The 13678-nt window shown below is 56.5% G+C and carries 15 protein-coding genes and 3 tRNA genes; 13 read left to right on the top strand and 5 right to left on the bottom strand.

What is annotated here, in order from left to right; translation table 11 throughout:
• The first annotated feature begins 127 nt into the window (after positions 1 to 127).
• Positions 128 to 1501 carry an MdtK family multidrug efflux MATE transporter gene (mdtK, locus tag R0140_RS11875; protein WP_012541512.1) on the top strand — a complete coding sequence of 458 codons (1374 nt, stop codon included), beginning with the start codon at positions 128 to 130 and terminating at the stop codon, positions 1499 to 1501.
• Between the two features lie 177 nt (positions 1502 to 1678).
• Complete coding sequence (gene asr, locus R0140_RS11870) at positions 1679 to 2143, top strand: acid resistance repetitive basic protein Asr (protein ID WP_117122270.1); 465 nt, start codon at positions 1679 to 1681, stop codon at positions 2141 to 2143.
• Positions 2144 to 2283: 140 nt separating this feature from the next.
• Here the strand turns inward: asr and R0140_RS11865 are convergent, their stop codons facing one another.
• Complete coding sequence (locus tag R0140_RS11865; RefSeq protein WP_008804612.1) at positions 2284 to 2862, bottom strand: LOG family protein; 579 nt, start codon at positions 2860 to 2862, stop codon at positions 2284 to 2286.
• A gap of 254 nt (positions 2863 to 3116) precedes the next feature.
• On the opposite strand from R0140_RS11865, the gene R0140_RS11860 reads away from it, so the two are divergent.
• The 3 genes from R0140_RS11860 to R0140_RS11850 all read left to right on the top strand — a co-directional run bounded on the left by R0140_RS11860 (position 3117) and on the right by R0140_RS11850 (position 3355).
• Positions 3117 to 3193 (top strand) — tRNA-Val (locus tag R0140_RS11860).
• Between the two features lie 4 nt (positions 3194 to 3197).
• Positions 3198 to 3274: transfer RNA gene (locus R0140_RS11855), tRNA-Val, on the top strand.
• 4 nt (positions 3275 to 3278) lie between these two features.
• A tRNA-Val gene (locus R0140_RS11850) sits at positions 3279 to 3355 on the top strand.
• A gap of 1309 nt (positions 3356 to 4664) precedes the next feature.
• On the opposite strand, the gene R0140_RS11845 is transcribed toward R0140_RS11850, so the two are convergent.
• A complete protein-coding gene (locus R0140_RS11845; RefSeq protein ID WP_012968033.1) occupies positions 4665 to 5417 on the bottom strand; it encodes an SDR family oxidoreductase in 753 nt (250 codons plus the stop codon).
• Positions 5418 to 5515: 98 nt separating this feature from the next.
• On the opposite strand from R0140_RS11845, the gene R0140_RS11840 reads away from it, so the two are divergent.
• Positions 5516 to 6442, top strand: coding sequence for an AraC family transcriptional regulator (locus tag R0140_RS11840; protein ID WP_110184907.1), 927 nt, complete (start codon positions 5516 to 5518; stop codon positions 6440 to 6442).
• Here the strand turns inward: R0140_RS11840 and R0140_RS11835 are convergent.
• Positions 6439 to 7323 (bottom strand): LysR substrate-binding domain-containing protein, encoded by an 885-nt coding sequence (locus R0140_RS11835; protein WP_032700936.1) that lies wholly within the window; start codon positions 7321 to 7323, stop codon positions 6439 to 6441. The genes R0140_RS11840 and R0140_RS11835 overlap by 4 nt on opposite strands.
• A gap of 156 nt (positions 7324 to 7479) precedes the next feature.
• On the opposite strand from R0140_RS11835, the gene R0140_RS11830 reads away from it, so the two are divergent.
• Together R0140_RS11830 and R0140_RS11825 are read left to right on the top strand one after the other, a co-directional pair.
• Positions 7480 to 7995, top strand: a complete 516-nt coding sequence (locus tag R0140_RS11830) for a DUF4286 family protein (RefSeq protein WP_008804604.1) — start codon at positions 7480 to 7482, stop codon at positions 7993 to 7995.
• Positions 7996 to 8002: 7 nt separating this feature from the next.
• Positions 8003 to 8839 (top strand): MBL fold metallo-hydrolase, encoded by an 837-nt coding sequence (locus R0140_RS11825; RefSeq protein ID WP_023340263.1) that lies wholly within the window; start codon positions 8003 to 8005, stop codon positions 8837 to 8839.
• Positions 8840 to 8910: 71 nt separating this feature from the next.
• On the opposite strand, the gene R0140_RS11820 is transcribed toward R0140_RS11825, so the two are convergent.
• Positions 8911 to 9060 (bottom strand): hypothetical protein, encoded by a 150-nt coding sequence (locus tag R0140_RS11820; protein WP_012541503.1) that lies wholly within the window; start codon positions 9058 to 9060, stop codon positions 8911 to 8913.
• Between the two features lie 401 nt (positions 9061 to 9461).
• On the opposite strand from R0140_RS11820, the gene R0140_RS11815 reads away from it, so the two are divergent.
• The 4 genes from R0140_RS11815 to R0140_RS11800 all read left to right on the top strand — a co-directional run bounded on the left by R0140_RS11815 (position 9462) and on the right by R0140_RS11800 (position 12123).
• Positions 9462 to 9896, top strand: a complete 435-nt coding sequence (locus tag R0140_RS11815; protein WP_012968028.1) for a winged helix-turn-helix domain-containing protein — start codon at positions 9462 to 9464, stop codon at positions 9894 to 9896.
• A gap of 45 nt (positions 9897 to 9941) precedes the next feature.
• Positions 9942 to 10658 (top strand): hypothetical protein, encoded by a 717-nt coding sequence (locus tag R0140_RS11810; RefSeq protein ID WP_032735800.1) that lies wholly within the window; start codon positions 9942 to 9944, stop codon positions 10656 to 10658.
• 84 nt (positions 10659 to 10742) lie between these two features.
• Positions 10743 to 10952 (top strand): YdgH/BhsA/McbA-like domain containing protein, encoded by a 210-nt coding sequence (locus R0140_RS11805; protein ID WP_004202908.1) that lies wholly within the window; start codon positions 10743 to 10745, stop codon positions 10950 to 10952.
• A 154-nt stretch (positions 10953 to 11106) separates the two neighbouring features.
• A complete protein-coding gene (locus R0140_RS11800) occupies positions 11107 to 12123 on the top strand; it encodes a zinc-dependent alcohol dehydrogenase family protein (RefSeq protein WP_196530643.1) in 1017 nt (338 codons plus the stop codon).
• A 36-nt stretch (positions 12124 to 12159) separates the two neighbouring features.
• Here the strand turns inward: R0140_RS11800 and R0140_RS11795 are convergent, their stop codons facing one another.
• The gene (locus R0140_RS11795) at positions 12160 to 12795 is read right to left on the bottom strand and encodes a carbonic anhydrase (protein ID WP_008804599.1); all 636 of its coding nucleotides are present in this window, start codon (positions 12793 to 12795) and stop codon (positions 12160 to 12162) included.
• A 249-nt stretch (positions 12796 to 13044) separates the two neighbouring features.
• Here R0140_RS11795 and R0140_RS11790 point away from each other — a divergent pair, with 249 nt between their 5' ends.
• Positions 13045 to 13674, top strand: coding sequence for a LysE family translocator (locus R0140_RS11790; RefSeq protein WP_032735801.1), 630 nt, complete (start codon positions 13045 to 13047; stop codon positions 13672 to 13674).
• Positions 13675 to 13678 lie beyond the last annotated feature (4 nt).

Here is a 13678-nt window from a genome sequence, read left to right as displayed (position 1 = left end):
TCTTTTTTCACTGGCTTAATGGCTAATCCTCGCTACAATAGACTGGAAATTCCTCATTTTTATCCCCTTGCTGCCAGTTACGGCGGCTTTTTTAGTCTCAAAATAACAACAAAATAAAGGTGTTCACGTGCAGAAGTATTTCGTTGAAGCGCGTCAGTTATTAGCTCTGGCTATACCCGTCATCCTTGCGCAGGTGGCGCAGACAGCGATGGGTTTTGTCGATACCGTGATGGCGGGTGGCTACAGCGCCACGGATATGGCCGCCGTGGCCATCGGGACCTCCATCTGGCTGCCGGCGATCCTCTTTGGACACGGGCTGCTGCTGGCGCTGACCCCGGTGGTGGCGCAGCTTAACGGCTCCGGACGGCGGGATCGCATCGCACAGCAGGTGCGTCAGGGCTTCTGGCTGGCCGGCTTTGTCTCGGTGCTGATTATGGTCGTGCTGTGGAACGCCGGCTATATCATCAGCTCCATGCATAATATCGACCCGCTGTTGGCTGAGAAGGCGGTTGGCTATCTGCGCGCGCTGCTGTGGGGCGCGCCGGGCTATCTGTTCTTCCAGGTTGCCCGTAATCAGTGTGAAGGGCTGGCGAAAACCAAACCCGGGATGGTCATGGGCTTTATCGGCTTACTGGTCAACATTCCGGTGAACTATATCTTTATCTATGGTCATTTCGGCATGCCCGAGCTGGGCGGTGTCGGCTGTGGCGTAGCGACTGCTTCGGTTTACTGGGTGATGTTCGCCAGCATGCTGTGGTGGGTGCGTCGGGCGCGTTCGATGCGGGATATCCGCTGCGCCGAGCGCTTCAGCCGCCCCGATGTCGCCGTCCTGTTACGGCTGGTGCAGCTGGGGCTGCCCATTGCTCTGGCGCTGTTCTTTGAAGTCACGCTGTTTGCCGTCGTCGCGCTGCTGGTCTCCCCGCTGGGGATCATTGACGTCGCCGGTCACCAGATCGCGCTTAACTTCAGCTCATTGATGTTCGTTCTGCCGCTATCGCTGGCGGCGGCGGTCACCATTCGCGTCGGCTTCCGTCTCGGACAAGGCTCAACGATCGATGCCCAGGTTTCGGCCCGCACCGGCGTGGGCGTGGGCGTCTGTCTGGCGGTATTTACCGCTATCTTTACCGTGCTGATGCGTGAACAGATTGCCCTGCTGTATAACGATAATCCCGAGGTGGTGCTGCTGGCCTCACACCTGATGCTGCTGGCGGCTATCTATCAGATCTCCGACTCCATCCAGGTGATCGGCAGCGGCATTCTGCGCGGCTATAAAGATACCCGGTCTATCTTTTTTATTACCTTTACCGCGTACTGGGTGCTGGGTTTGCCGAGCGGCTATCTGCTGGCGTTGACCGATATGGTTGTGCCACGCATGGGGCCCGCCGGTTTCTGGTGTGGATTTATCATCGGCCTGACCTCCGCCGCCATCATGATGATGCTGCGGATGCGTTTTCTACAGCGCCAGCCCTCCAGCATCATCTTACAGCGCGCCGCGCGCTAGTCCCTGCAAAGCCCGCCCCTCCGGCGGGCTTTTTCGTTCTCCGGCATTGCGACCACGTTGTACATTCCGTTACTCCCCGACACCAAAGACTCACTGATGGCACTCCCCGAGACGCATATAGTGTGGTCAACAGCCCCGCAGTGGGGTTACTCAAGAAACCAATTCGAGGATTTCAGAATGAAAAAAGTATTAGCTCTGGTTGTTGCCGCTGCTATGGGTCTGTCATCAGTTGCTTTCGCTGCCGATGCCGCAAGCGCCACCCCGGCCGCAGCTGCCAGCCATACCACCGTTCACCATAAGAAACATCACAAAGCGGCCGCGAAACCGGCAGCCGAGCAGAAAGCCCAGGCGGCGAAGAAACACCACAAAGCCGCTGCAAAACCGGCTGCTGAGCAAAAAACCCAGGCGGCGAAGAAACACCATAAAGCCGCTGCGAAACCGGCAGTAGCGCAGAAAGCCCAGGCGGCGAAGAAACACCATAAAGCCGCTGCGAAACCGGCAGTCGCGCAGAAAGCGCAGGCTGCGAAGAAACACCACAAAGCTGCTGCGAAACCGGCAGTCGCGCAGAAAGCGCAGGCTGCAAAGAAACATCATAAAGCGGCACACCACGCAGCTAAACCGGCGGTTAAACCGGCGGCATAATGGTCAGGGCGTTAAGGTGATAAACCGGCGCAGAACAGCGCCGGTTTTTTTTCAGGAGGACATCATGCTGCAACGCTATCGCTTCGAATTGCTGCTGTTACTGCTCATCGTCTGCGCGCTGTTTACCCTGCGCTTGATGTTTAAATAGCGGGCTGCTGAACCCATTTACGGGCCGGCGGCGTATAGTCGCGAAAACCGGCGATAATCTCGTCTGCCGAGGTAGCAAACGGCAGCATCTCCGCGTAGCGCGGGTGCATAAATCCTTCCCGTACCATGTTGTCGACCATCGCCTGAAGCGGATCGTAATAACCCTTGATATTCAGGAACGCGCACGGTTTCTCATGGATCCCCAGTTGCGCCCAGGTCCATTGTTCGAAAATCTCTTCGAGCGTCCCCGCCCCGCCCGGCAGGGCAATAAAGCCATCCGCCAGCGCCGCCATTTTGGTTTTCCGTTCGTGCATATCCTCTACCACATGCAACTCCGTCAAGCCGCGGTGGGCAATTTCCCGCTCCACCAGGCCGCGCGGCATCACGCCGATCACCACGCCACCGGCCTCCAGCGCCGCATCGGCGACCGCCCCCATCAGACCGACTTTGCCGCCGCCATAGACAAGCGCCAGCCCCTGCTGCGCCAGCGTACGTCCGACCAGACGGGCGGTGTCGAGATACAGCGGATGTTCGCCAGCTGAAGAACCGCAAAAAATACCAATCGATTTCATCTTCGTTATGACTCCTTCTCTTCTGGTGGCCGATAATTTAACACAACGGCAACCCTACCGCGCAGAGTTAGACGGGCAGAAAAAAGCGAGTCATGACGCTCGCTGGCGAAGAAATATCCTTGTGGTTCAGTAAAATATATCCGGAATGGGTAAAAGTTCCGCAATCGCATGCAATGTGCAAGAAAAGTGACGTTTACCTCTTGCCACATCCTCTCCCTGCCGCTAATATGCGTCCCCGTTGTCACCACAACATTGCGTTCGTAGCTCAGTTGGTTAGAGCACCACCTTGACATGGTGGGGGTCGTTGGTTCGAGTCCAATCGAACGCACCATAATGCGTTTATAGCTCAGTTGGTTAGAGCACCACCTTGACATGGTGGGGGTCGTTGGTTCGAGTCCAATTAAACGCACCATAATGCGTCTGTAGCTCAGTTGGTTAGAGCACCACCTTGACATGGTGGGGGTCGATGGTTCGAGTCCATTCAGACGCACCAATCAGTTATCCTTCTGTAATTTCTGTGTTTTATCACCTGCCCCCCGATGGTATTGCTGACTTAAAATGTTGTGTATTGGCAAAGATTTTTCCTTGCATATTCCACACTCGTGCAGGGGAAGCCAACCCTTTTAAGTACATTTTTGAGCACATCGAAATGGCGCTTTAGTCCACGAACGACGGGAAAAGTATCATTGCAGCAAGGCATTTTTTCCCGGCGGAAAACATTTCAGGCTTCAAAAATTCAGGCGTTGACGTTACAGAATACTGCAGACAAAACTAAGGTGACGACTATGCCATTACCGACACGGCCATTCGTAACGCTGCGATTCATCCTCAAAACTACTCTCTGACCGACATGGAAGGCCTCTCCCTGTTTGTCAGCAAATCAGGAAGCAAAAATGGCACTTTCACTACTATCATAACGGAAAACAATGCCGCATGAGTTTCGGCCTCTAACCTGAAATTTCACTCAGTGTGGCCCGAATTTTACGTCATGAAGCCCGTTCACAAATTGCACTGGGTCTCGTCCCTCAGATTCAGACAAAATTAACGCTGGCAAAACGACACTTCTAGTATTTGAAAGGGCACCCATCACACTCATATTTTTACTCCACAGTCATGAGCATCAAAAATCGATCAACAGACCACGCCGTTTAATTTTTAATGATAATCATTCCATTCATCATAAATATATGCATATGAAAATCGATATATCAGATACCCCACCAGGAATTCCACAACTGAAAGTAAACCCCAGAGAAATTTATATTCATTTACTGAGAAAAAAAGAACCAGCCAGCCAGCGCGATACCTGAAGTACCTAATCCCATACCTGCTCCCCTGATAACACGGGAAAGTATGATGAGTAATGTTCGTTTTATATTCATAATCCACCAAAGAAATATTCCATAATGGAAACTATTCCCTGGCGTAAAAAAGCGAGCGCGGTACAGCAGGGATGAAACCATGCCACAGTAGAATAAAGAAAGTCCAGCCCCGACTGGGCCAGACTAACTTTTTAAGATTAACGCCCGAATTACATTGAGAAATTACATATAAAAGACCTGAGCCATTGATGATGTCATAATATGGCGGGCGGTTCGCACATATCCAGAATAAGCGGCGAAAACGCACCATGAAAGACATTGGTATCCTGATTTACATCAGTAAGCGCCGCCTGACCGTTATTTCGTATAACCCGCTAATATTATCCAGTCGATACTGACAGGGATAATATTCCCCTGGCCATAAAGCGCAGCGGCAGCTTGCGCACCTACCGTCTGACAGACAAAACCCGCATATTGTCTTCAGACACGGCGAAGACTGGCCTGCGCCATCGCCAGGGCATCTTCCCCTGCCGGCAGCCGCGAAGGGGCCTGAGGATCGTTCACCATCCGCCAGACGGCCTGAGCCACATCGACAGCCTGCGTCACGCTGGCGTTATCCTGCATGCTGTCGAGGATCTGCTGGCCGAGCGCCGCATAGCTCTCCGGGAGCTGGCCCATCGTTCGACGAGCGTTTTCCCCGAAGCGGGTCTGCGGGGCGCGTCCCGGCAGGATTAGCCCGACGCGAATATTAAAAGCACGGAGCTCCAGCGCCAGCGACTCCGTGAAGGCATTCACCGCCGCCTTACTCGCGGTGTATACCGCCAACAGGGGCATCGGTTGCAGGGTGACCGCCGAGGTAATGTTAACGATGGTCCCGCTTCGGCGCGCTCTGAACCGGGGGATCACCGCCTGGGTCATGGCAATCGTTCCCAGGGTATTGGTGGCAAACAGGTCTGCTATCGCCTCGCGCGACGCGCCCTCCAGGGCATTAAGCATCCCCACCCCGGCGTTGTTAACCAGCACATCAATCTCTCCGGCTTCGGCAATGGCCTCTGCGATACTCTGCGCCGAAGTGACGTCAAGACGCACCAGCCGCAGACGGTCGCTGGCGGGCAACACACCTTCCTGCGGAGCGCGCATCGTGGCAATAACCTTCCAGCCTTGCTCGAGAAAATAACGCGCCGTCTCCAGGCCAAAACCCGATGAACAGCCGGTGATCATTATCGTTTGCATATCTCTGTCTCCGAATGGCTTCTTCCTTTTGATCATAGACAGGCCGTGTCGGACGATATAGGGTCAATAATCCATCATTCTTTAGCAGGAGTCCGGAAATGAGCGATCCGTTGGCGGAGGTTATTGCCATGCTAAATCTCAGAGCGGTGCTGACCAAAACCGTTGAGGGGGCGGGAGACTGGCGAGTGATACGCTCGGACCAGGGGTTGTCATTTTATGGCGTCGTGCTGGAAGGCGGCTGTCGGCTGGAAATAGACCAGCATGAGCCGCAGATCCTGCGCGCCGGGGATTTTATTCTGATCCCGGCGGCGTACCGCTTCGCGCTAACCAGCCTGACCCCGCCCCCTTCACCGGCGCTGGAGACCATCCCGGTCCAACTGGCGGAGGGACACTTTCGGCTTGGAGCCCTCGACAAGCCTGCGCAGATGCAGGCGCTGATTGGCCACTGCGCTTCCGGTTCAACGAACGCCAGCCTGCTGGCCTCGCTGTTGCCAGCCTTTGTGGTGGTCCGCAATCAACCGCGGCTGGCCACCTTTGTCGGGCTGCTGAAAGAGGAAGCGAAGGCGGATCGCGCGGGCAAATCTTTCGTTCTGGCGCGGATGGTTGAGCTACTTTTTATCGAGGCCATCCGTTCCTCCGGCACGCTCGCCACCCCCGGTCTGATGCGCGGGCTGAGCGACCCGCGGGTCGCCCAGGCAATCCGCCTGCTGCATCAGGCCCCCGCCAGACGCTGGACGGTCAACGCCCTGGCCGCCGACTGCGCGCTGTCTCGCTCGACGTTATTTGAACGCTTTACCGACCTGACCGGGATGACCCCGATGGGCTATCTGTTAGGCTGGCGAATGACCCTGGCCATGCAGTGGCTGAGCGAGACGGGCATCAGCATTGCGGATATCGCCGAGCGCATCGGCTATGGCTCGGCCAGCGCGTTCAGCGTAACCTTTACCCGCTATACCGGGATATCGCCGGGGAAATATGCCCGCCAGCGGGCGACGCAGCCTCCCCCCGGGCCAGCCCTGACTTAACCGGCTGCAATCTCCGTCTGCAGCCAGCGCTCAAACACCTGCAGCGCCAGCTCTCCCTCCCCGCCACCGGGTTTGATCAGACAAAAGCGCTTGGCCAGCGTCGGGGAGCCCGGCCACGGAGCGACCAGCGTCCCGGCGCGCAGCTCGCTTTCCACATACATCTTCGGCACCAGCGCCACCCCCTGCTGACTCAGTACCGCGGCGATGGCCATCTCATGCAGATCGTAGCGCGGCCCCTGCGCCGGATTATCCAGCGCCAGCCCGCATTCCCGGGCATAGAGCAGCCAGGCGTCAGGGTTCTGCCGCCGGTGAATGCGCGGCAATCGGTTCAGTTGCCCGGGGAGATCGTCATTCGTCAGCAGCGCCGCATGACAGACCGGCAGCAGATACTCCTCGAACAAAAAGGTCACATCCATGCCAGTCCACGCCGGGTGATCAAAATGGATGGCGGCATCAAAACCGCTGCCCGGGAGGATGAAGGGATCGCTGCGGGCGGCAATATTGACCACGATATGCGGATGCTGCGCTGCAAAGCGTCCAAGCCGGGGAATTAACCAGCGGCTGGCAAAGGTGGGGAGCACGGCGATCTCCAGACTATGTCCATCGGAGGGCATCCCGCTGACGTCGTGGGTGTCCCGCTCCAGACGGGCGAGGATCTCGCGGACCTGGCGGGCATAGCGGGCGCCAGCCGGATTGAGCCGCACCCGGCTCCCCGTCCTGTCGAAGAGTTTACTGTCGAGGAGCGCTTCCAGACGGGCAATCTGCCGGCTGATGGCCCCTTCCGTTAACGCGAGTTCCGCCGCCGCGCGGGCAAAGTTGCCGTGACGGGCAGCGGCCTCAAAAGCCAGTAGCGCAGCGCTGCTGGGGATTTTACGACGCATAGCCAATGCTCCTTGTGCAGGCTCACCGAAAGTCAGTGACAGAATATCACTGACCATTGAATTAACATCGTTTTTCAGCGCCATTTTTAGCCGATAGGATGATGAAAAGTCACTAAAGCGCTTTGCGCGCTCAATCATCTGTCCATCGAGGTCACTATGCTCTATGTCGTCGAATGCGCCTACACCGATCCCCAAAGCGAAACAGCGTGGAATACCTTTTACAATCAGGAAAAACTGCCGGCGCTGGTCTCTGTGCCCGGTTTTTACGCCTCTCAGCGCTTCCGCGCCCTCAGCGAGGAGTGTCCCCGCTACCTGGCGCTGCACGATATCCACGATGCTACCGTCATCGACAGCGACGCCTACCGCCGCAACGGTGGCGGCCATTTTGCCCGCTGGCAATCGGCGATCACCGACTGGCACCGCCACCTCTATGTTGCAGATAGCGGCGTGCGGGAGGTCCGGTCTGATGAGGTGCTCCTGCTGAGCGATACGCCTCAGACGCTACCCATCTCCCCGGCAATCGTCCTGCTGCCTGGCGGCCTGGCGACGCAACAAACCCGGTATGCCGCCATCGTCCCGCGTGACGACCTGCATCACCTGGCCACGGCTGCCGCCGTCTTTATCTATCAACCCATCACCGCCCGGTTACGTAACCCGGCGCAACGCGCGTGAGGTCGCCATGACACCAGCTCCCTTTTATACGTTGACCGCAGGCGATCTGACGGTGACCGCCGTCAGTGATGGTCAGATGTCGGCGCCACTGTCCTTACTCTCGGGTATCACGCCTGAGGAGGCGGAGCGCCTGCAGCGGAACGCCGGGTTAGCCTCACCGGAGGCCATTGCGATCGGCGCCTATCTTATCCGCGGACGCGGGCATACCGTACTGGTGGATACCGGCACCGGGGGAGTCAATGGCGTCGGCGGTGCGCTTATCGCCACTCTGGCGCTGCTCGGCGTACGCCCTGAGGAGATTGACACCATCCTCCTCACCCACGCGCACCCGGATCACATCGGCGGGTTGCTGACGGCAACCGGCGCCCCGGCGTATCCCAACGCCACGGTGTTCCTGCCTTCGCGGGAACGCGCTTACTGGCTGGCGGAATCCACACTGGACAACGCCAGCGATCGCGGCCGGCGCAACGTGCTGCTCGTCCACCGCGTACTGGCGATCTGCGCGGCGCAAATTCGCGAAGTTGATGGTGAGGAGACGGTCGCCGGGATCCACCCGTGCCCTCTGCCCGGCCATACGCCCGGCCATACCGGGTATCGTCTCGAGACGGGCGATACCTCGCTGCTGATCTGGGGGGATATTGTCCATTTCCCGACCATTCAGACCACCCGGACGTCGGTGTCGGTCGCCTTCGACGTCGATCCTGAACAAGCCCGACAAACCCGGGAATGTCTGCTGCGCCAGGCCGCCAGCGAACAATGGCTGATCGCCGGCATGCATCTTGGTCTGCCCGGCTTTGCCAGGGTGGTGGAGACACCTTATGGTTATCTGTTGCAGTCGGTGTAAAGGTCGCAGAGGTAAGCCCTGCTTGTCCGCAGGGACAAGCAGGGCTTTATGTCAGGGGGTTGGGCAGGCCGCTAACTGCGGCTTTTCCAGGCTTTTTTGCTTTTGCAGCTGGCTTTGGTGGCGACCCACGGGTGGCGTAGCTGAGTCAACTGAAGATCCTGGGAGGCCGGGCTGGCCGACCAGCGTTTGTTACACAGAGGCTTACGAGTTGCAATGACCATAAAAACGCTCCTGAAAAGTAATGAACAATTCCCTGGGTAGTTCCATAAGTTCAGAATCAGCTTATCATCGCGTAACGGAAGTTATTTCAATCTTTGTTTTACTATGTAAATGGTGAAAGCCTCCTGAAATGAGCAAAATTGATCTAGATCAATATAAGTGCATTTAGTTTTTCCTGACACCTATATATTCAACCGCTTACCAGCGGCTGACGTTTGTTTAAGACTTTTCCTATACCATACAATCCTGCAGAGCAATAATCATTTATCAGATTTTTATTCTACTTATGTATACAAACATGGTTATTTGTTTTGATTATTCTAACAAATAAAATTCACTTGGTCAGTCAGCAGCAGGCAGGTACTCTGCACCGGCAATAACTGGATTTGTCAGGGAGTGGTGGATGACTAAGGGCTATAAACTGCTTGGCTATAAGTTAGCAGATAATATTTTCTACTGCCTGCATCATCGGGAAATTATCGCGCTGCGAGGGACGCGAACGCAAGTTCAGCTACGCAGTACCATGGCCTGTTTACTGGAATATCTGTTGGCGCATGGCAGAGAACGGGTGGTCAGCGATGAAGAGTTGATGATTAACGTCTGGGAAAAAAATAACCTTCGCCCGTCTGCGCAGCGATTATGGCAGGTTATTCAGACGTTAAAATCCCGTCTTAGCCAGGCAGGCGTTGAAAGCGCATTAATTATTCGGGTCAAGTGCGCAGGGTATTATATTAACAATGCTGTCGTAGCCGAAATTTACTCATTCAAACCACCGGGCATGATGAATTATATTAATGCCTCGCCTGCTGATATGAATAAACTTCTGGTACGCAGCTAATCCCCTCTCCGCGCCGTTTACATCGCTTGTAACAGGGTTTATCCGTTGAATATTTTAATTCACAGCAATAATCTTTTTTTTAATATCGGCCTCGCCCAGTGTTTCAGAGATATTCAGGAGACCCTGCCCGGGCTGAACATTATTCATTCGCTGCCACTCAGCCATTTTCCCGATCCGGCTGGGCTGGATGTGATTATTTTATCGCTGGAAAACTTTCACGATTATCAGGCCGCCGCTGAATTAGCCCTGCGTTATCAGAGTCTGGTGGTCGGCTTTACCTCGGCCGGCAACGTGAGGCGCGGACGCGCCTTTTTCGCGGATACCCTCCTGTGGGTTAGCCAGCGGGAAAGCGTTCCGGAGGTTGGCCGCCTTTTGCGCAGGCTGGCCGATCGTCGCTGGCCTCTGGTGCCGCGTCATCAGCGTCAGAGTACCTCTTCCCGTCAGCGAGCGCCCCTCAACCTTCTGGAAAGGCGGATAATCGCCGCCACCATGAAGGGACAGTCGGTGAATCAACTGGCGGCCACGTTGGGGATCAATCGCAAGCGAGTCTATAACGGACTGGAACGGATTAAGGTTAATTTTCACCTGGTCAGCCATGCTCATTTTCATCATTTTATGATCTCCGGGCCAACGTTTAACCCGCTCTCACCCGACCTTGCCAGTTATACGCCAGGGGCAAAGCCTGCCCGACAGCGGCAGGCTGCGTTGCACGCGGCGAAAAATCATTCATATTATTTGAATAAGATTCGCAAATTGTTTTGATTTTAGCCTGCAACATTCAAGCGTATTCTTTACCACATCAGGGCGAAAAGCCCTTTATCAGACACCAGATTAAGGAATACGACCATGAAATCCATCAAAACTTTCGTTGCAGTTGCGGCACTGTCTCTGTTCTCTTCCGTCAGCTTCGCCCAGAGCGTCAGCGCTACCGCCTCGACCCTGGACCGGGCTGAAGCAAAAATCGCCGCCCAGGCCGCGGAACAGGGTGCATCCTATAAAATCACCAGCGCCCAGTTTAATAATCGCGTCCACATGACGGCTGAACTGAGCAAATAAGCCTTTTAGCCGTTAGCGATAAATACAGCGCCGTTTTTAACGGCGCTGTATTTTTTTCCGCCTTTCCCTTTTCAGCGTTTTGCCGACAGGCATGCTGTGGCGCTCGCTCCATTCCCGACCAATACTGACTGTATCCTCCAGAAAAGAGAGCCTGATGATGAAAGCCTGGACAGTCAAAAAACCCGGTTCGCTTGAGAACCTGCAGCTTGTCGATCTTGCTGACCCCGGGGCGCCCGCTGCAGGAGAGATCCGGGTGGCGCTGCACGCCACCTCGCTGAACTACCATGATTTGCTGGTCGCAACGGGGGTAATTCCCACCGCCGATCGGCGGATCCTGATGGCGGATGGCGCCGGCGTGGTGGAAGCGGTTGGCGCCGGAGTGAACGAATTTCAGCCGGGTGACCGGGTGGTCGCTGGCTTTTTCCCGCAGTGGCTGGATGGCCGCCCCGGTCCGCTGGTGAGCGACTTCAGTCAGACCCCGGGCGATGGCGCGGAGGGGTTCGCCTGCCAGTATGTCGTCAGGCCGGCCAGCCATTTTACCCATGCGCCTGAGGGGTGGAGTTTCAGGGAGGCGGCAACCATCACCACCTCCGGTCTTACCGCCTGGCGTGCGCTGGTCGTCGAAGGACGGTTAAAAGCAGGCGATACGGTGCTGACGCTTGGCACCGGCGGCGTGTCGATAACCGCCCTGCAGCTGGCGAAAAGTATGGGCGCGCAGGTGATCGTCACCTCGTCGTCAGATGAAAAACTCGCCCGCGCTCGCGCCCTGGGGGCCGATCATCTCATCAATTACCGCACCACCCCGGCATGGGGCGCCGCGGTGCAGGATATCACCGGCCATCGCGGGGCCGATCTCATTCTGGAGCTGGGCGGTCCGGGCACCCTGGGGCAGTCGTTCGAGGCGGTCAGTGTTGGCGGACACATCGCCCTGATCGGCGTCCTGACCGGCTTCGAGGGCCATGTCCCCACCCATCTGCTGATGAGTAAACAGGCCCGACTGCAGGGGCTGGTGGTGGGTAATAGACGGCAACAGCAGGACTACGTCAACGCCCTGAACCTTCAGGCGTCGCGGCCGGTTATCGATAAAGTGTTTGATTTTACAGCCTTACCGGATGCCTTTCGCTATCTGCAAAGCGGCGCCCATTTTGGCAAAATTTGCGTGGAGTGGTGAGGGGATGAACAGGGCCTCCGTGCCCTGAGAACGGCTTTATTCGAAGAAGACGTCCGGATTTTCCGACAGCGAAACAAAGGATTTCGTGTTTTTATCCAGCGCCTGAATGTCGCCGCTTTCAATGTCGTAGAACCAGCCGTGCAGGCGCAGGGTATGGTCGCGCAGACCGACCGCCACCGACGGATGGGTTTTGATGTTGTTCAACTGAGCGATGACGTTTTCCTGCACCATGCCGTTGACCTTATCGGTTTCGCTGGCCCAGGTTTTCTTTTCCACCACTGCTTTCGCGGCATCAGCATAGCGCAGCCAGTGGGACACGGCCGGCATCGGCTCAAGGCACTGGCAGGTGGCGATCGCTTTCATCGCGCCGCAGTTGGAGTGGCCGCAGATCACGATATCCGTCACGCCCAGCGCAACGACGGCATATTCGATGGTAGCAGAAACGCCACCTGGCTCCGGCCCGAAAGACGGCACGATATTCCCGGCGTTACGAATGACAAAGAGCTGTCCCGGCTCCTGCTGGGTTACCAGTTCAGGCACCAGACGGCTGTCTGAACAGGAGATGAAAAGCGCTTTGGGATTCTGGCTGGAGGCCAGGCTACGGAAGAGCTCTTTACGCTGGGGGAAGATCTCTTTCTGGAAGTTGAGGAAGCCCTCAATGATATGTTGCATAGCAGTGTCTCTTCTCTGTAGTTATTACGGTATGACAAAGATCACAGTTATTCAGTTTACCATTGATGACAAGAATGGGAATCGTTATTCAAACAGTTGCGCAGAAAACGCGCGCCGCCACCGCCCGCTCCGCCCTGCCTTATCCACACCTTTTTGACGTGATTTCCTGAACCAGTTTGCTACTCTGTCTACCCCAACCGTTCACAGGTTACCGACCGCCTGCCGGCGGCGGACATCACAGGAGTCGCTATGTTCTTATCCAGCCTGATGGCCATTGCCGCGGTGCTGATCATGGGCGTGATCAGTCCCGGCCCAAGCTTTATCTTTGTCGCGCGCAATGCCGTCGCTCGCTCGCGCGTGCACGGTCTGGTGACCGCCCTCGGTAATGGCGCCGGCGCCGCCATTTTTTCCATTATGGCGATGCTGGGCCTGCAGAAGGTGCTCACCGCGGTGCCGGAGCTGTTCATTGGCCTGAAAGTAGCGGGCGGGCTCTACCTGTTATGGCTGGGCTATAAGATTTTCCGCGGGTCGGCGCAGCCGATGGACTTTTCCGCCAGCGGCATGGCTGGCAACCATTCGCTGCTGAAGACCTTCCGCGATGGGCTGTATACCCAGCTGAGCAATCCCAAAACCGCGCTGGTGTTCGCCTCAATTTTTACCGCTCTGCTGCCAGCGCAGATCCCCACCGCGTTTTACTACATCGTGCCGCTGATGAGCTTTCTGATTGACGTCAGCTGGTATTCGCTGGTGGCGCTGGTGCTGTCTGCCGATCGACCGCGGCGCGTCTACCTGCGGCTGAAGCGGCGGATCGACATCGCCACCGCGACGGTGCTGGGGGCGCTGGGCCTGCGGCTTATCGCCACCTCCCTCACCCGCTAACGGG

This window comes from Klebsiella sp. w6 (assembly GCF_033100215.1).
GTDB lineage: Bacteria > Pseudomonadota > Gammaproteobacteria > Enterobacterales > Enterobacteriaceae > Klebsiella > Klebsiella variicola.
Note: the sequence above shows the minus strand (reverse complement) of the source record. Positions and strands in the feature narration are given on the sequence as shown.